The organism is Alkalibacterium sp. m-11 (assembly GCF_054658155.1).
Genome location: NZ_BAAGIR010000027.1, coordinates 1 through 21,998, shown reverse-complemented (window position 1 = coordinate 21,998; position 21,998 = coordinate 1). Strand labels below are relative to the sequence as shown.

Annotated in this window: 22 protein-coding genes and 1 pseudogene; all 23 read right to left on the bottom strand. The window is 34.0% G+C overall.

Annotated features, from left to right (window positions below):
- Positions 1 to 303: 303 nt before the first annotated feature.
- Positions 304 to 858, bottom strand: coding sequence for a super-infection exclusion protein B (locus tag ACYQ2O_RS04785; protein ID WP_346024739.1), 555 nt, complete (start codon positions 856 to 858; stop codon positions 304 to 306).
- A 119-nt stretch (positions 859 to 977) separates the two neighbouring features.
- Entirely contained in the window at positions 978 to 1,130 is a 153-nt protein-coding gene (locus tag ACYQ2O_RS04780) for a YegP family protein (protein ID WP_346024740.1), read from the bottom strand.
- 143 nt (positions 1,131 to 1,273) lie between these two features.
- Positions 1,274 to 1,948, bottom strand: coding sequence for a hypothetical protein (locus tag ACYQ2O_RS04775; protein WP_346024741.1), 675 nt, complete (start codon positions 1,946 to 1,948; stop codon positions 1,274 to 1,276).
- The gene (locus ACYQ2O_RS04770) at positions 1,945 to 2,967 is read right to left on the bottom strand and encodes a hypothetical protein (protein ID WP_346024742.1); all 1,023 of its coding nucleotides are present in this window, start codon (positions 2,965 to 2,967) and stop codon (positions 1,945 to 1,947) included. The genes ACYQ2O_RS04775 and ACYQ2O_RS04770 overlap by 4 nt, the downstream gene beginning before the upstream one ends.
- A gap of 25 nt (positions 2,968 to 2,992) precedes the next feature.
- Positions 2,993 to 3,622: a hypothetical protein gene (locus ACYQ2O_RS04765; RefSeq protein ID WP_346024743.1), complete on the bottom strand. Its 630-nt coding sequence runs from the start codon at positions 3,620 to 3,622 to the stop codon at positions 2,993 to 2,995.
- A gap of 29 nt (positions 3,623 to 3,651) precedes the next feature.
- The gene (locus ACYQ2O_RS04760) at positions 3,652 to 5,403 is read right to left on the bottom strand and encodes an ATP-dependent helicase (RefSeq protein ID WP_346024744.1); all 1,752 of its coding nucleotides are present in this window, start codon (positions 5,401 to 5,403) and stop codon (positions 3,652 to 3,654) included.
- On the bottom strand, positions 5,400 to 7,493 hold the full coding sequence (locus ACYQ2O_RS04755) for an ATP-dependent nuclease (protein ID WP_346024745.1): 2,094 nt from the start codon (positions 7,491 to 7,493) through the stop codon (positions 5,400 to 5,402). The genes ACYQ2O_RS04760 and ACYQ2O_RS04755 overlap by 4 nt, the downstream gene beginning before the upstream one ends.
- A 34-nt stretch (positions 7,494 to 7,527) precedes the next feature.
- Positions 7,528 to 8,193, bottom strand: coding sequence for a DUF3800 domain-containing protein (locus ACYQ2O_RS04750; protein WP_346024746.1), 666 nt, complete (start codon positions 8,191 to 8,193; stop codon positions 7,528 to 7,530).
- Between the two features lie 161 nt (positions 8,194 to 8,354).
- Complete coding sequence (locus tag ACYQ2O_RS04745) at positions 8,355 to 8,651, bottom strand: hypothetical protein (RefSeq protein ID WP_346024747.1); 297 nt, start codon at positions 8,649 to 8,651, stop codon at positions 8,355 to 8,357.
- Between the two features lie 315 nt (positions 8,652 to 8,966).
- Entirely contained in the window at positions 8,967 to 9,221 is a 255-nt protein-coding gene (locus ACYQ2O_RS04740) for an ATP-binding protein (protein ID WP_428830616.1), read from the bottom strand.
- A 721-nt stretch (positions 9,222 to 9,942) separates the two neighbouring features.
- The gene (gene tnpC / locus ACYQ2O_RS04735) at positions 9,943 to 11,550 is read right to left on the bottom strand and encodes an IS66 family transposase (RefSeq protein WP_459796095.1); all 1,608 of its coding nucleotides are present in this window, start codon (positions 11,548 to 11,550) and stop codon (positions 9,943 to 9,945) included.
- Positions 11,551 to 11,640: 90 nt separating this feature from the next.
- Positions 11,641 to 11,991, bottom strand: a complete 351-nt coding sequence (tnpB, locus tag ACYQ2O_RS04730) for an IS66 family insertion sequence element accessory protein TnpB (protein WP_428830595.1) — start codon at positions 11,989 to 11,991, stop codon at positions 11,641 to 11,643.
- A complete protein-coding gene (gene tnpA, locus ACYQ2O_RS04725; RefSeq protein ID WP_346024167.1) occupies positions 11,985 to 12,314 on the bottom strand; it encodes an IS66 family insertion sequence element accessory protein TnpA in 330 nt (109 codons plus the stop codon). The genes tnpB and tnpA overlap by 7 nt, the downstream gene beginning before the upstream one ends.
- 249 nt (positions 12,315 to 12,563) lie before the next feature.
- Positions 12,564 to 12,728, bottom strand: a pseudogene (locus ACYQ2O_RS04720) (S-adenosylmethionine synthetase N-terminal domain-containing protein); the annotation flags it as partial.
- 35 nt (positions 12,729 to 12,763) lie between these two features.
- Positions 12,764 to 13,042, bottom strand: a complete 279-nt coding sequence (locus ACYQ2O_RS04715) for a hypothetical protein (RefSeq protein WP_346024168.1) — start codon at positions 13,040 to 13,042, stop codon at positions 12,764 to 12,766.
- Positions 13,043 to 13,134: 92 nt separating this feature from the next.
- Complete coding sequence (locus ACYQ2O_RS04710) at positions 13,135 to 13,716, bottom strand: sigma-70 RNA polymerase sigma factor region 4 domain-containing protein (protein WP_346024169.1); 582 nt, start codon at positions 13,714 to 13,716, stop codon at positions 13,135 to 13,137.
- A 384-nt stretch (positions 13,717 to 14,100) separates the two neighbouring features.
- Positions 14,101 to 14,670, bottom strand: coding sequence for an ArpU family phage packaging/lysis transcriptional regulator (locus ACYQ2O_RS04705; RefSeq protein WP_346024170.1), 570 nt, complete (start codon positions 14,668 to 14,670; stop codon positions 14,101 to 14,103).
- Positions 14,671 to 14,805: 135 nt separating this feature from the next.
- Positions 14,806 to 16,629, bottom strand: a complete 1,824-nt coding sequence (locus ACYQ2O_RS04700; protein ID WP_346024171.1) for an N-6 DNA methylase — start codon at positions 16,627 to 16,629, stop codon at positions 14,806 to 14,808.
- A gap of 186 nt (positions 16,630 to 16,815) precedes the next feature.
- Positions 16,816 to 17,112 (bottom strand): hypothetical protein, encoded by a 297-nt coding sequence (locus ACYQ2O_RS04695; RefSeq protein WP_459796094.1) that lies wholly within the window; start codon positions 17,110 to 17,112, stop codon positions 16,816 to 16,818.
- A gap of 28 nt (positions 17,113 to 17,140) precedes the next feature.
- Positions 17,141 to 17,887 carry a plasmid pRiA4b ORF-3 family protein gene (locus ACYQ2O_RS04690; protein WP_346024173.1) on the bottom strand — a complete coding sequence of 249 codons (747 nt, stop codon included), beginning with the start codon at positions 17,885 to 17,887 and terminating at the stop codon, positions 17,141 to 17,143.
- A 6-nt stretch (positions 17,888 to 17,893) separates the two neighbouring features.
- Positions 17,894 to 19,432: a hypothetical protein gene (locus ACYQ2O_RS04685; protein ID WP_346024174.1), complete on the bottom strand. Its 1,539-nt coding sequence runs from the start codon at positions 19,430 to 19,432 to the stop codon at positions 17,894 to 17,896.
- A 48-nt stretch (positions 19,433 to 19,480) separates the two neighbouring features.
- Entirely contained in the window at positions 19,481 to 20,512 is a 1,032-nt protein-coding gene (locus ACYQ2O_RS04680; RefSeq protein WP_346024175.1) for a hypothetical protein, read from the bottom strand.
- A 37-nt stretch (positions 20,513 to 20,549) separates the two neighbouring features.
- Complete coding sequence (locus ACYQ2O_RS04675; protein WP_346024176.1) at positions 20,550 to 21,677, bottom strand: hypothetical protein; 1,128 nt, start codon at positions 21,675 to 21,677, stop codon at positions 20,550 to 20,552.
- Between the last annotated feature and the right edge of the window lie 321 nt (positions 21,678 to 21,998).

The window sequence follows — 21,998 nt, the reverse complement described above, 5'->3', positions numbered from 1 at the left end:
AGTAAAAGGAGACCGGAATCATTGGATAATTGACCGCCATCGTTTGACATAACCAAATGGGGATTGAATTGTAGTTGCTTTTCTTGTAAAGTTGACATTGAGCACACCTCTTGTTTTTGTTGTTTTGATCGACTTTACAATAACATAGAGTGTGCTCTTTTTGTATATTTTTTTCTTCACCCAACGGGTGAATAAGGAATAGATTGATAAACCTTATCAAAGCGGGATAAATGCCTGTTCTGACAAAGTACTATGAATTATTCAGGTTTCATTTTGGCTCATCGCCATTCAGACTCGCACATTTTAATATAAAGGATTATTATATCGTTTGTACATGCTTTCTAATTCTGGTTTACTGAAGTTCTCAATCAGCTCTGGATGCTTATCAATGTAATCTTGTGCAATTGGTGTAATTGTAAAAGGCATAACTAAATCATCACCATAAGCTAGATTATTTGATGATGTTAACTGTATGACATTTTTGCTTTTAAGTCGAATTGTAACACCATCGGTATACGGTAATCTTGAAGTATAATTCGGTGACCTATATAGCAGTGCTACAACAGCAAGTTCCTCATTTCTTAAATCATTCATTACTTTGGGAAATATTTGCTTGAATCGTATCCTATAATATTTTGAAACAATGGATCTCACGACTTTTATAATAAAATAAACAACAAGCAACGATAATGAAATGATAAATACTAACCCTAGGATAGTTTTCCATTGTTCAGGGATTTTGTCAAGGCCCAGCCTCTGAAGAATATTTACTGGAAGGAATAATATTAAACCTGTACCCAAAGCAACCGCTGCAAGTATCGTCGGTGGTAGTTTCAATAATTGTATAAAATCCTTCATCTTTCACTTCCTTTCACCTTAGTTAGTACTATAAACCGATGATAACTTATATTTAAAAATAAAGGCGATCAGCAAATCTTTATTTTACAGAATAAGTTACAAAATAATAATGCGTCAAACTATCCTTGATAACCATTTCTTTTAGCGTTATCTATGCAATCACTTTTGTTTACATATCCTTGCGAAGATGATCCGACAATTCTTCCATTCGCAGCAATTCTTCTCCATCTCCATAAGCCTTCTGTATCTTTATAAAATTCCCATTTATCCATGTAATGCACCTCTCTTTCAACTTTCATATTTGCTATATCCGATCGCCAATATTTACAATATACCATTGCTTCATGAACAAAACATATTCGTAAGCAGATTTATCTTTTGACAAATTGGTTATGTAGCTTTCTTTACCTACAATTCAGTCATTATATATCAAAGAGTTTTTCTTAACGTTCATTGCCAAGTCTTCATTAAAGAATATGAAGTGTTTTTCCCAATCTTTGATTTCAAATAAATTCGATGGCCGGTTAGGGATAGTAACATTATCCGGATTCTCACTTAAAGCAAGATCTTTATAATAATACATTACCAGTATAAATAGCCCAGCAAGTGAATTGAGCGTATTACCTTGGTTTGCGAATTTAAAAAACTCTTTGTTTTCAGAATCCGAACCAGTACGGTTGTGTTTGACTTTATTATAATACATCCACCATGAAGGAGAGTTGTTCGCTACACTACATCCATCAAACGGATTTTGTTTATCAGTTTTCCAGTCCATCCAAGGATGTAGATTAACTGAAGCTGCAGTCTTAACTCTTACCGTTCTAGAAATCAAATCAGGTTTCTTCTCCAATATCACGCTTGCATAACCCATAATATTTTTTACCTTTGTATCAGGGTCTAAAAACCAGCAATAGTCTTTGCAAATCACATCGATCTCAGAACAAATAGTCTGATACTGTTTTGCATATTCAACAGAAAAAGCGCTGTAATTATCTTCATCAATGGTTACATATCTTTGTGTTTTTATAAGGTCACTCTCTAATGTTAAATAGTAATTCCAATATTTTTCATCAAATTCATGTAATTTCAAAGTTTTCTCCCTCCGATATTACCCAGTAATTTATTGACCCATGAATCATATAAAAACTCATCCAATAGGCTGCTCAGTTTGCACATCCTAATGTTCCCATTGTTATAGTTTATCTTTATAATGACTTTGCGTTGTTTTTCCAAAAGAATCAGTTCTTCATCAGTTAATGTAAGCAAGTCTATCTCCAGCTTCTTTTCCACACTGTAAGAATCAAATGGCAACATCTGCTTTTTAAAGTTTTGATAATCATCTCGTATGTAAAGTTCAATTTTCCTTATGTAATTATACCAATGATCTGATGTCCTAACAGCTTCAATTGAACTCCCATCACTCGCATACCCACCACCAATTAATCCAAATACTTTGTTCTCTTCTAGTTCTACGAATGATGACATATTTGCTTTCCTGAGTATCGCATACTTTTCATCATCAAGTTTCTCTGCTAAACGGGTTACTCCCTGCAACCGATGCCTTTCAATGAGATCAGGCCAGTTATTATCAATTATTCTTATCAGTTCAATATGAGTCCACAAGTAGGGTTTTTTATGATAAAACACATTTAAAAAGTATATGTCATGTTCACCAACAAAGGCTAATAACAGCCAATCACTTCTTTCAATAAATATTGAATCTTTCTCATATTCTTCATCCAAATGAAAGTGATGAATATTCCAATCATTAAGCAATCCATCATTCTTTGATGGCCTTATCGTCAGCTTACTCATATATGGTAATAAGTTCTTACCACTTTCGATAGCTGAAACAATCTTATCTAGAGCACTTTTACATTCATCCGGGCATGAGAATTCCTTAGAATAATGCACTCTCCTAGGGTGAGCTGGAATTATTTTTTTCATAGCCTTATGATAATCAAGTGAGTTGTAGCCACCCGGTTTGGGTCTGTATCCCATACTTATCATTCTATCATTCAGATGATTGTTCCAATCCTTGATTAAATTCATTTTCACTTCATAGGTATCTGCAAATAAAGCTTTATTAATCTTATATCGATTCTTCAAGCAAATCACCCACCTTCAACTCAACCTACTCATCTTCTCCCCTATGCTCCACATTCATAGCATCAACCCAATCTTCCTCGACGTACACCATCCCGTTCCGACCTTCTACCTTACGATTAGGACCAGCCTTATACAACTTGCAACTTAATGGACCATAGCAGAATGTCTCAAACCTATACTTTCTCCGGCCTCTAGGATTCCAGTTATCTACGATAATCTCAACAGGCATCCTACAGCCCCACATACAGCTGCTACACTTCGTGTCATATGTCCTAGCTGCCAGTCTACGATGTCCTCTTTCTCTATAGACTTCTAGCTCCGGCGGCACCAGTTCCCAGGGTGATGAATTGCTGCCCTGTTCACCTTTAGAGATAACTTTAAGTTTTGAGACTTTATAGTATTCAACTGGCTCCATATCAGGATCCGGTACCGGTAGGCACTCCCCGGAGATGACATCATTTACTTTAAATTGATGTTTGGCATGGGCTGCTTTACCGATGCCGATGGAGAAGTTTGTGTTGTCTGAATTGCTGATTTCTCCTTCTAACTTAATGGCATAACCAAGGTATGTATGGGAGGCTTCATCGAAGGATCTGGTTAGACGGATCCTGGGCTGGATTGATATGATGGTTCCTGTGAAAGTTGATTTGTCCATATTGGTTACGGGCCTCCTTTACTATTCTATTATACTCTGTCAAAAATAAGATAAGGGTACCTATGTTTGATTGCTTTTTCTTCGCTTGGTTTTAGTTCATCTAATTGTATAAATAATCTATCTCTAGCTCTACTCAATGCTACATAAAAAACTCTATGTTCTTCATTTCTATTTAAATCTGGCTCTATTAGAAATTTCTTTAAGTATTTACTGTCTACTATAAAAACAGCATCAAACTCAGCTCCCTTTGCTTTATGAATAGTTACATGGTTACTAGAGTCTTCTGTTATGTTAATGCAAATTGCTATCTCTTTATAGGACACGTTTTCATAAAAAATTTTCGGTGCACCTCTAGTAACTTTAGGTAAACTAGATTCTAATGCATTTGAAATTAAATTATAAAAATCCATTAAAGATTTATCACAGTATTTTTCGTAGAACGCTAGGATTTTGGATAAAGAAAACAAGGCCACTTTTTTGGGATCATTTTCATTCCTGAAAATCCATTCAATTTTTTTAATTGATTCCTTTATATTCCCATTTTGAGCTAGTTCTATCGCACCTATAAAAGATAAAATGTAGTCTCTGCGTTTATTATTAGAATCGTCCATATTGAACTGATCCAACAATTTCTTATTAAGATTATGATTATCAATTTCTTTCTTCATTGCATTTGAAGTAATATTGTCTCTTGAGAGAGAAGTAACAGTACCCCCTTGACATTCTTCACACGCTTTTTTGTATGCTTTAATTCTATCACCTACATATATTACTACTTCACCGCAATTTTTTTCCTCCGTAGATTCCTGAATTATGTCTTCACGTATATCATTCAATAATTTGATAATTTTATTAGAGCACCTATAATTATTATTGATGGTGTAGTGACATGAATCTCCCGTATTAAAAGACTCAAATAAATGGGGATTCGCACCTTGAAAAGCATATATTGATTGGGCTTTATCTCCAATTACACCCACTACAGTTTCTTTTTTTCTTATTTGATCTAAAATGTATGATTGAATTGGATTTGTATCTTGGTATTCATCTATAAACATATAGGGGAACTTAGCCCTTAGTATTTCTAGGATGAAAGGATATTGATCGATGAGTACATATGAAAAATATAAAACATCATTGTGATCAAGCTTACCTTTTCTCCAATAAATTCTTTTCAAATCGATAATTTTGCTAGACAATACTTCTAGATTTTTCTTGTTTAGCCTAATAGGCTTGTTATCCTTATCATATCCAACAGCTTTTGTATTTTCACATTCAAAAGTAAGTGTTTCGTTATTAAAAGTGCATTTCATAGATAAAAGCCAACTTTGTAAAGCTTGCGTCATTGCTGGAAATCCTAAAATCTGATTTTTTGAGTTAGGATGCTTCAAACCACTAAAATCGCCGTCTTCAAACCACTCACGAATATATTTAGAACTAATGTATAAATCATCATGCCCTTTGACTTTCTTGGCAAACAACTCATATTCCTCAGGGATGAAAGAGCAATAAGGCTTAACTACATTCTTATATAAGAAGCTATGAATTGTGGTGACTTCTATCATATTTGATGCATTTTTACCAACCCTTTTTAGAATAGTCTCCACTGCTATATTCGTATAGGTAATACAAGCTATTTTTCTGGAATTGGATAGCCTTTCAGAGTTGTCGATAATACTTTTTATGTGGTTAACCAAAAACTCTGTCTTCCCTGCTCCTGGTCCAGCCTCAACTTTAAAATCCTCATTAATATTTATTTTATCTTTAGCCGTTATAATCATAGCCCTTCGCACATCCATTCAATAGCTTCACGAATATAATTAGGTACATTAAAATTCTGATATTCCTCTGTGCCTCTTTTCTCTAAATTCTCTTTTAAGGCCACAGATAGTTCCAAAGCATTTTCACCTTTGCCAACAGAATTAAGATATCTTGATGCAAATACAGCCTTCTTCTTCAATTCTTCATCCCATGTACCCCAATTAGCAGTTCTAATTGAATCCATAATCCTTTTGTTTTCATCGCTATCTCTAAGCTTTTCTAAGAGGTCCTCAGTATTTTTTTCTTCCTCTATCAATATGATAATCTCCTCTAGCTCAGTATAATTTTGGAGTGATGGGGTTAATAATAGCCTGCTATTCTCATTTTCAAAAGCCAATTGGTACTCGAGTGTCTTACCAAAAACCTCATCTTGAGTAAATGAACGAATATTGGGATGCCCCCCATCTTTATACTTAACCATGCTATCATTCACTGAGTATTTATACTTCATTGGCTCTACATTAAGCTCATATGGATAGCACCTTTTTGACTTTGCATTATTACTATCTTTTTCTTTCCTCGTTGGGTCTAAATCTGTTATGCATGCAATCTTACGCTTTATTGTTCCATCTTTATTACCATCAAACAAATAAAGAAAATGTTCAAAGTATCTCCCACCAATATTGATTACAGAAATATGATTTTCTTCTAAAGGTTTGTTTAGGTACTCCGCAAAAATTGGGATCAATAGTTGTTCTGCTATACCTTCAACAAAGATAACTTTTTCTGCGAAAAGCATATTTGATTTTGTAGCATCAAGAAACCGCTGAACATATTTTTTGCTATCCTCTTTACACTCACTATTCTGATGCTCATTTACATTGTAGAAAACTTTTCCTGGATATGATATCCCAGTCTTACCATTTTCTTTATAAAAGCAAATAATGTCATCTAGATTCGTAGATGATGTGATATGGGTAGAATGTGAAGTGATAAATACTTGCTTTACCTTTTTTTCTTTTATATTCTTCTTCAAAAATTTCATAAACTGAAATTGCATAGTAGGATGTAAATGCGCTTCAGGTTCCTCTATAGCTAATACTGGGAATACTTTTGCATTACTTCCCAAATATTTACCATTAGAATCTACCTGCATCTTTGCTAGCAATAATGACATAAAGATTAGATTGTTATAGCCAAGACCATTATTTGAAATTGGTATATTCATCCCAGTGTTTTGTTTTACAATCAGTTGTAAAACAGAATATAATTCATTCTCACTTATTTTACCTTCAAAATCTGGCATCGAGTCATCAAAGGAAGCACCAATATCATTAGAATAAGATAAAATTTCCTTATTTCCACTCTCCAATCTCTCTTGAAGCTTTTCAATTAATTCCTTAGAAACAATTTCAAAAGACTCTCTTCTACTTTTAATTTTTTCTGTTTGTTGCTCTTCAGTTAACTCTTTATCAGACTTAATGTCATAATCCATAAAAAAGTCAATTACATCTTTAAGTAAAGTATTCCTACCAGAAAACATATCTCGTTCCACATCTCTGATGGCATCTAAAAATTGAAAATCAAATTTATTCAAACTCTCCCCATCAATTGGTACTTGGTTTTCTGGATTACCCACCCAGGTCTTATTAATATAGTGTCTTATAAACTTAGTTTTAATGATTTGCCAAATATCTGATGCATTTGTAGCTTGCATAACATCTTCTAAATATCTAGCTTCCTCAGATTCAGGTAAAAAAAACTCATATTGAATCATTGCTTGATACGGTTCTTTTAATGATGTTAGCCAGTTACTTACTGTAACCAGCTCATCTCCCATCAAATTTTCATTATCTGATTGAGATAATTGCACACTAATTGAAATCTTTGGTGAGTGTTGTTTAAGTTTTTCTAAGGAGATATTATTGTATATATCATCAATTGTAAGTTGCTTTTTAACAGATGAATCAAATATTAAGGCTAAAGCTCTGATGAGATTTGATTTGCCAGAATTATTTTGTCCAATTAACAAATTTATTCCGTCTTTAAATTCCACCGTTACAGACTCGAAATTTCTATAATTTTCAATATCAATCCTTGATATGTACATGGGCCTTCCCCCTCCTATCGAATTTCTTTTAATCTTATCTTGCTAAATCTCCCAGTACCCCTAATAATAGTCCTCTATGATGTATAATCTCAATACTATTCACATTTTGAATCAACCCTCTGTGAAGTCTTTCAGCTCTGTCTACTAGTGAGTTGATTATACGGATGCATTCTTTCTGTTCCTGAGTAAGTGATTCCATTTTGCTTATAATCATTTCTGGCGTAGACTGATCTAACTCTGCAAATAACTTTCCGAGTAAGCCCACCCAAACATCAGATATCTGTATCAGTCGCTCATTCTTGGAATTAATGAATTTGAAATTGGACAGTTTCTCACCTTTTAGAGTGTAAATCGTATTTTTTAAGGCTATTTCTGCCTCAGCTTCTTCATCAAAATAATGCATGGAATCTTTATAAAATGCACACCTACCATCTCTTAGTCCGAAATATTCCTCAACTAATAAACCAGGCGTGTTATCTTCAATAAAGACTAGCTCTCCCTTACGTCCATTTGCTTTCAGTAATTGCCGGAAATTCTCTAGATAGAAATCTTCGTCACCATAGGATTGTATGAGATCGCTCAGCTCATAACAAAAATTCTTAATATCTTCTTTATCTAAGCTTGGATAATTGTAGCCATGGAGTATTGGAAGGATCTCATCCATATGTGATATAGCAAATCTATGTAAACTGGCCTTCAAAGATTGTGCCCACTCTAATCCGAAGTTGAACTGAGGCTGGGCAGCAAATAGGGAATCAACTATATCTACGACAGAAAAGTACATATTATTTAACGTAGCATAATGGACATAGAGTTCGCTACTGTCAAGCCATGAAAGAAATTGCTGAATTGGTTTCTTGCCTATGGCTGTCCAGAAATCAGACCCCTACCAGCTAATGTCTTAAACTTAATTTCTGATGTATTAATTTTCAACTCATCAAATAATTTGTCTATATCACATGAAGGGGAATCACTCTTAAATAACACACCGCCGAGAATAAAATCATTAGCAATGCCTTCTTCTGCATTCACGCCATTCTCTGTAAGCCTAAACTTACGAACGTTTCCGGTCTCATCGTAATAGAAGCTGCACTTTTCATCAAATAGTGGTAAGTCTGAAAACTCGCTAATCATATTTCTATATTCATCCACGTCCATGGTACACACCGCCCACACCTCATCCTAGCAAATTAGCCATTTCATCTATTTAATAAAATATTCTGACAATCCTATCTAAAAATTAAACGGACAAAGTTTTATTCCTAAACCCTTATGCCCGTTCTTTAATGTCTATCTTCCAGTTGTGCAGATCTCTTACTAGCAAATTCTCCTGCTCACATTCAATAAGTTAATTTCCCCTACTACCCAACTATCTATATCCACTATTATCACACTGACTCCTGACTCACAACCCCTAAACTACTGTAACTGGCAAGTACTTTTGGCTAAAAAACGGCAATTATTTTTGGCAGCTTAATTACTAAATATGGTATTTCTATTTTTCAGTCTATAATTGTCTCCTGTCATATTAAAAATCTCACTGTTATGAACCAGCCAGTCTAGAGTGGCAGTGGTAATGACAGGGTCACCCATTATTTCCACCCAATCTTCAAAACCTTTATTTGAGGTTATGATAATTGAAGTATTCTGGTATAAAGCAGATACAAGTTGAAAGAACTGATTAGCTTCTTGCCTTTTTCTTTTTCTGTGTTTCCAAAAACTCTTCAGGAGTTACATCCCAGTACTTCCTAACTGTTTTGTAGTTTAATTTTGGCCTATTGGCTACTTGGGTCTTTTCAACCCAATATCCTTAAAATGATGAATATCGTTGTACATTTTCCACCTCACCAATTTCTCCACGCTCCTTAAAATTTAGCTAAGATTAATATATCAGCTTTTTTAAGAAAGTGGTGATTTTTTAGCCATTTTTAATTGCCGAAATTCATCCATTTTATTATACCATTTACAATGTTTAACAATATAGTGGCTGGCAACGATCCTTTATCCTTCTTTATTGCTTTTAACTTAAAAGGTATTATACGTGAAAATATAAGTTTATATTCACTAGGTGGTATCACTGAGGGATAGGAAATCAAGGTCCTTTCACGTTCTAGAAGAGCCCCATTATATACTCTGTGATAGTTGAACCTTTCAAAAAAAATGGTTGAAGGTTGCTATTTTAAGTCGGCCTTTTTTGCGAAAAATTTACTCTTGACTTATTTGCCATTATACGCTGGCACGGTCCACTTTTATTAATGAACGACCATGTCAACTTTTTGTAGGAAAATCTTAATTTTTTTTGCTCCTATGATCAATAATCAAATGATTTAGTCAATTAATTTGAATGTAAGCGTCAAAGAATGGACGCATGGAAAGTAAGTTAGTTGGTTGATACAATAAACCCAGTAGAAGTTAGGTCTAGTCGAGCTCTACTGGATTCAAATATTAGTTATTTAGTTGTAATTTTCAAGTGTTCAGGTAGATCCTTTGAAAAAGGTAGTAGCTTTAGTAAGCTATCTTTGTCTTCTGGCTCAACATTTGGGAAGTGATTCATTAGGTAAAGTAAGTATTTTTCAACAACTAGATTGTTATTTTTAGCGGTTTCAATAATGCTGTAGATTAAAGCGCTTGACTCTGCACCTTTAGTGGAGCTTGAAAAGAGCCAATTTTTGCGGCCAATTACAAAAGTCTTAATTGAGCGCTCTGCTGAGTTATTATCTATTTCTAAAGCCCCATCTTCCAGGAAAGTTTGAAAACTCGGAAGTAATGGCTTGGTATAGGCTAAGGCTTTACCTAGGGCACTTTTGGGAACAGCATTTTCTAGTTCTTTATCTACGAATGATGCAAATTCTTCAACTACTGGCTTAGAATACTTAAGCCGAGTTTTATAGCGCTCTTCATAGTAGTCGGGTTTATCGCTGTAATTTTCGCTTAGTTCTTTTTCAATTTTATAGAGCTGGGCACAATAATTAAACCCTATTAGAGCTCTTGAAGTTTTTAGGGCCTCTGGGTCTAGATTTACTATTATTTCGTGAAACTTTCTTCTTATGTGGGCTAGGCAATAAAGTTTTTTAACATTCTCAACTTTATTATATCCAGCGTACGCGTCTGTTTGGAGATATCCCGAAAAGCCACTTAGAAAATTCCTAGGACAAGAACCAGATCTTGTCTTTTGGTAGTCATAAAGGACGATGGGGTTATCTTTATCAGGAGACTTGTAAAGCCACATATACTTTTGCTTATTAGAATCCTTCCCTTTATCATCCAAGACCTTTAGAACCGTTTCATCAGCCTGGATATATTGTCTTTTTAGGAGTTCCTCTTTCATAAGCTGATAGATTGGTTCTAATTCATTGGCAGCGTTAATGATCCAGTTGGCAAGTGTTTGCCTAGAAAGGTTGGCACCCATCATTTTGAAGTAGGACTCTTGTCTATATAAAGGCATAGAGTGCTGATATTTCAAATTTATCATATGACTAATAAGCTCGTTTGATGCCATACTTTTATGAAGTAAGGTTTTAGGAGCTTTTGTGGATGTTATATTGGCTTTGTCATTATCCACTTCGCATGCTTTGCAAGCATAACTATAGGTTCTATGTTCTTCAATGTATAGCTTTGCGGGTATATATTTGACAAGCTCTTTGGACTTTGAGCCTATAACTACTAAATCATTTGAACAATCATTGCAGGTCTGTTGATTTTCATTTAGCTTATGCTCAACTACAACTCTTTCTACATTAGCTAAGTTGTCTTTTTTGCCAATGTTTTTAGAGGGTTTTTTCCTTGTATAAGTAACCTCTTCTATAGTAGGTTCAGTGGCTTTCGGGTTACTATACTTTTCAGCTTCATCAAAAAAATTTAGCTGCATAAGGCTTGATTGTTCGCTAGATGAACCAAATATTTTTCTGTTCTTGTTCAGAATTTGACCCTGTAGGTAAGCTAACTGATTTTTTAAATCAGCTATTTCTTGATCCTTTACTTCAAGGTCTTTTTCCATCTTCAATATTAATTCTTTTGTTTGATCATCCAGTTGATTTTGTGCATTTATTATTGTCATTTGAATTATCACCCTATGCTATTTTCTAATACAATTATACCACAAAACCCCTGAAAAATTAAGGTTTCAAGGGGTTTTTACGGTACATTTTTAATAGTAATTTCTTTCTGTTACGGGCTTGAATTTTGATATAGTTCTTACTTCATAACCCTTCAAAAGCCACCTAAGTTCTTCTACTGAAACCTTTAATGCTTCCTCTTTTGACATAGGCCATTTGAACTTATTCCTCTCTAATCGATGGTAATATAACCAAAAACCTTCGTCAAAATGGAGTATCTTAATTTTATCCATTTGCCTATTGCAAAAGACAAATAATGCCTTCTCGAAGGGGTCCAAGTTAAACTGGGTTTGTACTATTGTGCTTAATCCATCAATATTTTTTCTCAGATCTGTTATGCCACACGCTAAGAACACAGTATCTATTCTATCTATATTTAGCATGATGTGATAATAGCCTTGATAATATTCGTTAGGGTTACCTGGTCATAACTTGGTATGGATATTTTTGCTTTACCTATTTCTATCTCTATCGTCTTAGGTAAAGAATCCTTAGAGGGCATGGATGGGATAGGGGTGTCAACAGCTTTACCTTTCATGCTAACAGCATGAAAGGTAGGGGTATCGTTCTTCTTTGCTCTTTTCCTACGATAGTATAGCTGATGAGCACTAATATTGTTTTCTTTACAGAAGGATTTTATGGTTCCTTTATATGAAGAGAGTTTATTTAAAACTTCTTCCCAGTTTGTTGTTGCTTCACTACTCATAACAGATCACCTCTGGTTTATTTATTATCTGTTATTTTAGCAAAGCTTTTAATGGGTAACTAGGCGGAAATTCTTTGACGCTTACATTTGAATCTCTTTTCTTGGATAGATTAAATAATTCACTGCCTCATTGTTATGTTAAGAAAACAGAAAAGGACAATAGAATCAGATTCCACTGTCTTGGATTGGTAAAGTTTTCAGAATATTTAACAACTTATTAACTTAGTGACAGGCACCGTGCCCTTTTCTAACCTCACCAAAGACATGAATGAATCCATTAGCAGCTGTAACTTCTATAGCGGTTCTAGCATTTGGGTCTTCTCTTAGAAGTTCATCCATAATCCCATCCGCTATTTGATCACACATCTTATCAGGATGGCCCTCTGTAACCGACTCAGAGGTAAAGATATATATTGGTTTTGTTTTCACTTTTTTGCTCCTTTCGTTTTTTATTCTTGATGAAGTTCATGGACTTCCATTTCTGTAATCGATATGGTTCCAACACTCTCCCCTGGAACAAGGACTACCATTTTGTGTCCATCTCCAAAGATTGCATTTAAGAACCGATCTTTTAGTGTCATTTTTCTAGCCGCAAGAACCTGGCTCTTACTTGGCTTCTTAATGCCAATCTCCACATGATGCATGGTTTTCCCATTTGGGTTTTGATTTGGGCTACCATTTTGCTTTTCATTTGAGTTTTGATTTGATTTTCCAGCTTGTCTAGTCATCTTTTTCACCTGCCTTTCCTTTTGAGATTTTAGCTTCCTTAAAAAGGTCTCTATATATAGGCCACGGGAGAGCAAAAAGTTGCCCCCCTAAATTAAAAATTTTTTAATTTCTTTTTTAACTGATCTATAAGTCGATTCATTTGCTTTGTAACAGATGACTTGTGAACACCTTTAGTTCTAGCAACATCAGCCATAGAAAGGCCCCTAAAATAAATATCCTTCACCAGTTCCTGTTGCTGAGGTGCCAATGCTTTAATTGCTTCTATAAGCTCTTCTTTCTCAAGTTTTTCAAACACCGTTTCAAAGAGATCTTCATCTGCCATAAGAGTGTCAAATTTATCGTTTTGGTCTGAGTAGCTGTAATGTCTTCTCGTCTCAGCGTGATCATTGTTGTACTGCAGTCTTTCTTCGCCTTTACTGATAACAAGCCATAGCCAAGGCTCAACCTCGTCTGTATCTTCATTTGAAAAGCCGGTATCCTTAGCTTCATTTCTAGCTATCATGTCTGTAGTAATCACAACCCTTTCATCCATGGCTTCAAATTCATAGGTAAATGAATCGCAATCACTAAGGTCAAAGGTGGTTTTCTTTTTGCCAACTGCATAGGTCACCTTACCTTCTTCTGAAATCTCAATAGTAGTAATGCCTTCTTTCGTTTTAAATGTTTTGAACATGTCTGTTCCTCCTTTAGAATATTTGGAGGAAGTGCATGCTTAAAAAAGGGCGCAAAAAAAGGCCCTAATACGCATATCACGTACTAGGACCTCTAGGGCCGGAGGGCAGAAAACCCTCTGATGGCATAAAAATAGCCGCTTTAGTTAAATCTCAAATTCGAGTTCTAACCAAAGCGGCTATTTACCAACATATTCATTTTTTGCAAACACTTCCCACTATACTCATTATAGTAGGTCCTAACTGTCAAAACAATGTCAAAAGACTGTCAATCTCCTATCATTTCACTTTCATTTTACTGTCAATCTACTGTCATTTTACTGTCAATCCACTGTCATTTTACTGTCAATTTCCTCTCACCCATACCGATCAAATAGGCATATTACCTAATGTTGAAGCTTGTCCCAATATTCCTTTAGAGGTGGGATGATGTAACCCCAAAGGGCTATACCCATTAATTCTGTGGCTTTTTTCTTGTAGCGATAATAAGTTGATTGGGTTAAATTTAGCTTTCTGCTAATCACATCATCGCTCATCACTCCTTCATCTATATAGCAGTAGGTGATGATATCATGATAGATCTGGCCGTTCTTTGGGTGGGTCTTAAGATGCTTTAGTGCCTTATCCACGATTTCAATCATCTGCTTGGTCTCTGCTATACACATGAGCCTTTCTTCAATGGCCTTTTTATCTTTTGTAAGGTCATATTCATCTAGCTCTAAACTTAAAAAATCTACCAGTTCAGAGATTCTATCACTTCCGTACTCCTGAGCTGTCTCTTGAACCTCATATATGGCACTCTCTATCCTCCACACTACTGTGCGGTAGATGGATAGAAGTAATTTTGTTTTATGGAACTGCTGGGTATTTAACTTCTTTAATTCTCCCATAGGCTTCACCCCCCTTAACCTTATGGTAGATGGTTGTCCGTCCTGCATTTTTATCTCTCTCTGCATCGTTTAGCCTCCTTTTTCAGAATACTCTGTGGCGAAAAGGCTTATCTATATTATATACACGAACATATGTTCTGTCTAGGTCAAATTTTTATCAATTTTCGCCCACAGTATTTAATGAGTATTTATCCCTAATCATTAAAACTTCAACTCCGATAAAAACATTTCTCTATTACTTTTAAACCCCTCATTCAACTCTTTAAGCCGTCTTTCATAATTTACAAGATTACTTTTAATTCTCTCTCCTATCTCGTTCATAAATTCAATATCGTATAAGGGTATTTGAAGCCTCTCTAATTGCTGAGTGTTAAGCAATTTAATAGTTGTTCCGGTTTGTAACCCTTCCAGCATTTTTCCCCCAACTTCACTTTGAAGAAATTCAAAAAGGACATAAGCGTTGAATTTTTTAGGATTAACACGTATTCTTGATAAATTTCCACTTATAAAAGCTGGCTTAAAATCATCCCCTACGATAGCTAATTTTACTGTCGATCCTTTCGATGTTAAAATAATATCATCTGGTTTTATGTCATATTTCCCAAACCAGTCTTCTTTCTTATTTGTTATCATTGTAGATGGATCAAATTCAATTCTTCCATTGTTCACATCTTTCACATTAATATAGTAGTAGTCGCCGTTTTTTAGTGACTCAAAGTCTTGCCTTATTAATTGAACACCTCTAGTTACTTGAGCTACTTCTTTTAACGTAATGGATTCTTCAAATTGGTTTTTCAGAACATCTACATCTAAGTATTCTTTTGGGTTCAAAGTGAAACGGTACTCTTCTATTTTTTCTATATCGATGATTTTGCTAAAACCTTCAACTTCAGTACCATTCTTAAAGCAATCCACTACTTGATATAAACCTTCTACAGTGATGTCGTGTTGATTTCTATTCAATCTGTATCCTTCTCTACTAGCATCAATGAATAAAACTTTATATTTTCTGTCTCTTGATTTATTTTTATTAAAAATAATAACTTCTCTACCTATGGTCGTTTTTTCATATAAGTTTGCTGGTAATGTAATAACACTTTCAACTAAGTCGTCTTCCACGATTGCCCTTCTAATTTGCATTTCATTGCTTCGAACTAAAGTCCCCTTTGTCCCAATTGCTATACCGATGCCATTCTCATTTAAGCTATCTATTAAAATCTGGCAAAATGCCCAATCAGCACTTGTATGCGATGGTTGTCCATATCTAAGCCTTCTATCATACATATGCCGGTAATCTGAATCAGTGTATGTCACTTGAGGAATGTCAACAATACCTAGGTCAAATTTAATTTCTGGACCATTATCATCTAAGACATCCTTGTTGACTAATTCTAAGTCAGCATGTCCACTAATAATCATTAAAAGTTTAGATATCAAATAACTAGATCCGTTTATTTCTTCAGCATAATAAAATGGTGCTGTGTTTAATTGATTTTCTCTAATATTTCTAAAGATATCTAAAGCTATTTCAGAATATCCCGAACAAAAATTAGCAAGACTTCTTACTTCTCTAAAATCAGCTATCATTGTAATTAATTTTCTTATGCTAGCAGGAGTTATATCTATGCCACATTTAGAACTTCCGACTTCCACTAGCCGTTCAATAAAAGCAGTAACTTCTTTTATGGTTTCAAACTTTTCATATATACTGAATATTTCTCGGAGTTTTTCATTGATAGATTTATTGTCATATACTAGACTTCGATCTAGTAATCCTGTAAGGATGTCTTTGAACTCAGTATATTGATTTTCAAATCGATTTATTTCCTCTTGTAGAATAAGCGCCTGATTATAACCATTTATTTGCTTTATATTTCTTACTTCTGGATATTGTTTACTTAAACTTATCCAAGCATATGCTGAAGTCCCTACCAAAATATAAAATGATTGTTCGCTTGTGTAAGTTCCTCTTAATACATCAAAGCACTGATATATTATTTCTTCATATTTCTTAGTATCTAACAAGTTTATCATCTCCTTTTAGGTATGTGTATACCTAGTTAATTTTAGGTAAAAAAATAGACCGCCTCTTTATGGAAAATTATATCATACACCTTTACACAAGGTCAATCCTTTTTTAGGTATTCGCATACATAATTTTTTATTTTTATTAAGATACTTTGTTTACCACTTAAGTACATTTACCTTATATCATTCAACCAACTTTAACAAATCCCCTAGCTCCTCATATCCTTGATCATTAAATACGTACTTCCTTACCTCTCCATTAACCGTAGCTGTAATTATACCCATCACTTGACCAGGATTTTTCTGAAAGGTCATGGGAAGTTCTCCAAAGAACTTTGACCCGAATGATGATTCTATAAAGTCCTGCTTATTGAGATGGATTGTCCTTATAAAGTTTAGGATGTTTACTTTTACTTGGTCTTCAAGGCTTAAATCTTTGGTTTTAAGCAGCTTCTTTACTTCTATTTCTGAATATTTCATTGGGCAGTCCCCCATTTCTATTTTCTCATCATGTATCTTTATATATTTTTCTATACTTATCCTCAATCACTCTGTAGTTCTCATGATTAATTTTATCCCACTCTGTCTTTTTATAATCAAGCCCCTTAAGCCTTTGATTAATCCTGTCAGGGTCGTATTCTCTGAAATACAAACCTTCAGCCCAAGCCTTCATGTCTTCATGCTCAAGATGTTTTGGGTTACGATAAGCCTCTAAAAACTCATAGAACCCGTGGATTCCTCCGACATCTTCTGGCGGCGCTGTCTCGGCTCCATCAAGTAGAGTTGGGTATCCGAAGTAGTAATCATCAACGATTTCTTCAAGTCTAATTGTAAACCACCAATCATCTCCAAAGTCATAGTTATATCTTATTTCTTTGTGCTGCTCCAAATAATCATCAATCTTTAGTGTACTTGGCTTTCTAACCTCTGTCTTTAACCTTTCCTGGTATGGCACTTCAAACTGAAGTAATTCCGGATCCATGGTTTTAAGTCGATCCTCAAAATACTTCTTATTCTTCTTATAATGTTGATGCTGAAGATATGACTCTTCATCGTCTGTAACAATCCTGTTTTCTTTGGTTAAGTCAAATTCATATAAATGATAACCTGAGCTGGGATACCCACTTTGAAAATTAGTCACATTCTGGATAACATCATGTAGCCTTTTATAGGTGGCCCCTGCAGGCATGATGACTCTTCTCCAAATTAAAGGATTGGATTCCTCTAGTTCTATTTTGATTATATATGATTTCATTTTAGTTCACCTACCTTTATTTTTATTTTCAATAGCGTCTAACACTACATCATAAACACGAAGTAATAACCGTTCATTTGCATTGAAATAGCTGTTCATTTTTTCTATATTATAAACTCCCTGTCTTAACTCTCCCCTTGTATAGCCTTTATCTGAAATGGTATGACGCATACTTCCGTACTCGGATAATAAAGGGTGCTGCTCCGGTGGAACAATAATAATATTTTCTAATTCTAATGTTGTATATTTCGATAGGGATGTATAGGCGACATCAATATCAAACAAATCATGATACAAGAGCCAAGCATAAAAAACTTCCTTTTTATTCTTTTTGTCTAAAATATACCTCCCATACATGATACATTCGTCCATACCTAAATATTTACCAATCATTAGAGATATATAAAAACTTTTATTATTGGGGTATGAATCAAACCATTCTTTTTCATCTTCTGATAAGTTTAACTCTCTAATTCTGACTTTTACTCTATTTATAGCATTAATAAATTCTGAAATTCTTTTCTCCAGCATATCCCTTAACTCACTGTGGTGTTTCTCATGCTCGATTAAGGCATCTCTCAATTTGATTCTAAGTTTTAACGCATGCCAATATAGTTTTTCTTTTTCTTCATTACTCAGCTTACTCCTATTTAATGAATCTTTCATAACATTATAATTTCCAATAGATGGTCTAGAAAGAGGCCCTACAGGTTGGTTAACATCATTTAAAGATGCGCCTCCAAGATATAAATGTTGGTATGTTCCATCAATTGAAGGTTTTGGATATGCTATTTTTAACATCCCAAAAATGGCTTCAGATAATTCATTTTCAATAAATGTAACATTAATCTTAGATAATCTTTCATCTATATGTTTATCTTTAAAATGTATCGCAAAAATTTTCATATCGCTTAATATATCGAATCCGGTCATAATAGACTTTGCCCCATCTTCGGGTATTATATTCATCGATTTATGATAATCGGTTACAACAGTATTAGTAGCAAATATTTCAAATGATAATGTTAAAAAAGCTAGATGCATTCCTGGTAATTTATTGGCAAAACTATCCATATCAAAGTCTTTGTGTGCCATATAGATTTCTACAACATTACAGTCCTCCGGTTGTATCATTTTATGGTAACTCTTAGGCTTATATTTCTTTTGAGAAGCCTTTGATGGAATTTCAAGCTTCAATAAAGGGATTGGAAACAACTGATTAACACTAGGCGCTTGAATTCTTTTTAGCGGCAAATTTGTATAGGTAGGCACACCTTCTATTTTTTCTTTATTCTTTATGTGTATAGTCAAAGGCTTATGATTCTCGCCCTTATGATAAGTGATTTCTGATTGTTTTGAGTTATCTACTCCCCAGTGGATAGGCCTATGTGAAAACAGTCTATAACATTTAGTATCAAACTCATTTGATAAAAAATCAATTTTCATTTCATATTTCCCATCGACAGGCTTGAAAGGAACAATTCTACATATATCCATCCCATCAATCACTACTGCTATCTTTTCTTCTTTTTTCTTTTTTGACATATCTCTTATCCCCGCTTGCAAATTTTCACTATATTAAAGGCCAGAGTGCTATCTGTTTCTTTCCTTGTAGCTTGCAATTACACAAAAGTATGGCTCCTTTTTAACTCTTCTTTGAATCTTTGTCATCGACTTGTCAATGTTTCTACAAGCCAAACTGATCATATCAGATTGGAACTCATATTTGTTATTGTAATCCGCCGGTTCATTCTCTGGATCTTTTGTTTTGCCCTTGACTAACTCGTACCTGGTATCAGTTACCTCAAAATATCCCTCAAACACATTACGATCTAAAAAAATTGCTTTTTCTATGAGATATTCCAAATATTCTGGAGCTTCATCATAAAAAGTTGTGTCCTTATCCTTTTTATCATACCGCATTGCCTCTTTTTCAAGAAACTCTAAGAGAGAGGGGTAGTCATTAAGTGATTCGATGTTTAACTTAGTACTTTCAATAGATTCAGATTCATCATAGGATTCCTTGGCCGATTGTGGCTCTTTCTGTTCTTCTTGAGGTTCAAACCCATTCTCAGCTTCATCAGCTACTAATCCCATAAAAGTGGTAAGTAAGCCTGTCCATATAATTTTAATAACATCATTGTACTCACATAAAATATTATCTATCTCTTCAATTTCTGCTTGATAGAGATACTCTCTTTTATTAAGCACTTCTCTTAGGCTAGGAATTATTTTATTGAGGTGGCAGAATACAGCACATGCTCTTCCACTTCCTAATCCAGAAGCATACTTAGTATTCGACTTTATAATTGAATCTATATTAATCTCATAGCTGGCAACAGTAGTAAAGAATTTTCTTAATTCTCTCTGACGCTTAACATTGAAACGATAGTTGTTGTATAACTCCATCATTATTGCAATCAGAAGGGAGGCTGTAATACCTGTTAATATGGCTAAAAGTACTTGATATGCTTTTGTACTTTCATCTAAGTTAAATATGATGAATATTAGTAGTGCAGAGCTTATCAGTAAAAAAGTAAAACTAAATGCCACTGGGGTAATTGGCCTAAAAAGGAAACCAGTAGTATATATGATATTCTTTATCTGACTTTTTATCTTCTCCATCCCTGAGCAGGCCTCCTTTATAAGAGCTAGCTTCTTTTTAGTTTGTATCCATGAAACATGTATATAGATCCTCACCGTTTAAATGTTTATAGTGAATCATACGATTATTTTCAAACAAATTATTTAGCTTATCGTATACATCGTTATTCTTAGACAATGATATTCTATTAACCTCTTGAACTTTCTTAAGAAATAATAACTTAGTGGCATAAATGAAATACATAGAACTGAATTCTGATTCTTTATTATACCATTTATTTATCGCTTTATTAAATTCAGTAACCACGTTAACCAAATCATCTATAAATAGGTTTGTATCTTGATATTTTTTGCATAAACAATTTAATATTAAATCTGCATACGAGTTAATCAAAATTCCTGGAATGAACTCTTTACTTGATAATAAGGTTTTAAGGTATCCGTCCCACCTCATATTTATTGTATCTTCAATATCAGAGATAATTGAATCGAATTTATCTGCTTCAATTGTATCCAGCAAAATTCTTACGTAGGTATATAAGTTGTTATCTTTAGAATTTAATCTTATAGTATCAACATAAATCTTTCTACTTTTAGTTGGCAATCCACCTAGAACTTTGCTCATAATATAGTAGATTTGTTCCTTATATTCATATGTTTGTATGAACATTTTAAATAATTGATCATCTAAGTCAGCTAGCTTTATAACTGCTTTGCTAATTATATTTTTATAGTTAAAAGAGTTCCTAATCTCCTCAATTGTGATTTGATTCATTAACTGCCTGATTAATTCATAGATAATCAGAGCGTTAGTCAATTGGTGTGATTCTAAAATTTGCATCTTATACTCTTTTGCAATCACATGGCAGCTACATACAATATCTATTACTTTTGTTTTTTCATTTAGGATTCTAACAACAATGTCCTTATCTTCTTCTAAAGCTTCTTCATATGCACTCCTAAGCTTGTTAGTTTCGCTTGAGAAAAAGCCGCACCCCATCTCCACACTATATACAAAACGATAAATTTTCCTTAAATCATTTTCTTCAGTACCTTCGATTAAAAGATTATATAAACCCCTATCACTTTCAGAAGCTTCTGGCGGTACACTAATGTTAATTTCAGCTTTTTTTATCATCTCAAAAACATTATTAATATCATCATTTTTCTTTAATTGCTCTTCCATAATAGACACCTCTCATCGTCTAAACTATTCCATAATTCATTAAAAGCATCTACGATATATTGAGGATGACTTACCTCTTGAACTATATGATGATTTTTCCCAATACTATTTATAGATGTTCCTAAAGACCAGGCCAATGTAGGAGACTGCTGAAAAACCCCTATTCTACCTATGATTTCAATAGATAGAATAGGGGGTTTTTAGTATAATGTATGTAAGCGTTACGAAAATGAAGGAGTGTTGAGAATGTTGTCTTCACAAGAACAGCTACTATTAAGTCCTCATATGGATTTATATGATAAATTAATTCCAAAAGACCAT

Coding starts and splice junctions, on each gene's coding strand:
- ACYQ2O_RS04695 (WP_459796094.1), bottom strand. CDS start 17,112: ATGAAATATTCAGAAATAGAAGTAAAGAAGCTGCTTAAAACCAAAGAT.
- ACYQ2O_RS04760 (WP_346024744.1), bottom strand. CDS start 5,403: ATGATTATAACGGCTAAAGATAAAATAAATATTAATGAGGATTTTAAA.
- ACYQ2O_RS04755 (WP_346024745.1), bottom strand. CDS start 7,493: ATGTACATATCAAGGATTGATATTGAAAATTATAGAAATTTCGAGTCT.
- ACYQ2O_RS04715 (WP_346024168.1), bottom strand. CDS start 13,042: ATGACTAGACAAGCTGGAAAATCAAATCAAAACTCAAATGAAAAGCAA.
- ACYQ2O_RS04765 (WP_346024743.1), bottom strand. CDS start 3,622: ATGGACAAATCAACTTTCACAGGAACCATCATATCAATCCAGCCCAGG.
- ACYQ2O_RS04710 (WP_346024169.1), bottom strand. CDS start 13,716: ATGTTCAAAACATTTAAAACGAAAGAAGGCATTACTACTATTGAGATT.
- ACYQ2O_RS04680 (WP_346024175.1), bottom strand. CDS start 20,512: ATGGAGAAGATAAAAAGTCAGATAAAGAATATCATATATACTACTGGT.
- ACYQ2O_RS04785 (WP_346024739.1), bottom strand. CDS start 858: ATGAAGGATTTTATACAATTATTGAAACTACCACCGACGATACTTGCA.
- ACYQ2O_RS04780 (WP_346024740.1), bottom strand. CDS start 1,130: ATGGATAAATGGGAATTTTATAAAGATACAGAAGGCTTATGGAGATGG.
- tnpA (WP_346024167.1), bottom strand. CDS start 12,314: ATGAGTAGTGAAGCAACAACAAACTGGGAAGAAGTTTTAAATAAACTC.
- ACYQ2O_RS04745 (WP_346024747.1), bottom strand. CDS start 8,651: ATGGACGTGGATGAATATAGAAATATGATTAGCGAGTTTTCAGACTTA.
- ACYQ2O_RS04675 (WP_346024176.1), bottom strand. CDS start 21,677: ATGGAAGAGCAATTAAAGAAAAATGATGATATTAATAATGTTTTTGAG.
- ACYQ2O_RS04690 (WP_346024173.1), bottom strand. CDS start 17,887: ATGAAATCATATATAATCAAAATAGAACTAGAGGAATCCAATCCTTTA.
- ACYQ2O_RS04705 (WP_346024170.1), bottom strand. CDS start 14,670: ATGCAGAGAGAGATAAAAATGCAGGACGGACAACCATCTACCATAAGG.
- tnpC (WP_459796095.1), bottom strand. CDS start 11,550: ATGACAATAATAAATGCACAAAATCAACTGGATGATCAAACAAAAGAA.
- ACYQ2O_RS04685 (WP_346024174.1), bottom strand. CDS start 19,432: ATGTCAAAAAAGAAAAAAGAAGAAAAGATAGCAGTAGTGATTGATGGG.
- tnpB (WP_428830595.1), bottom strand. CDS start 11,991: ATGCTAAATATAGATAGAATAGATACTGTGTTCTTAGCGTGTGGCATA.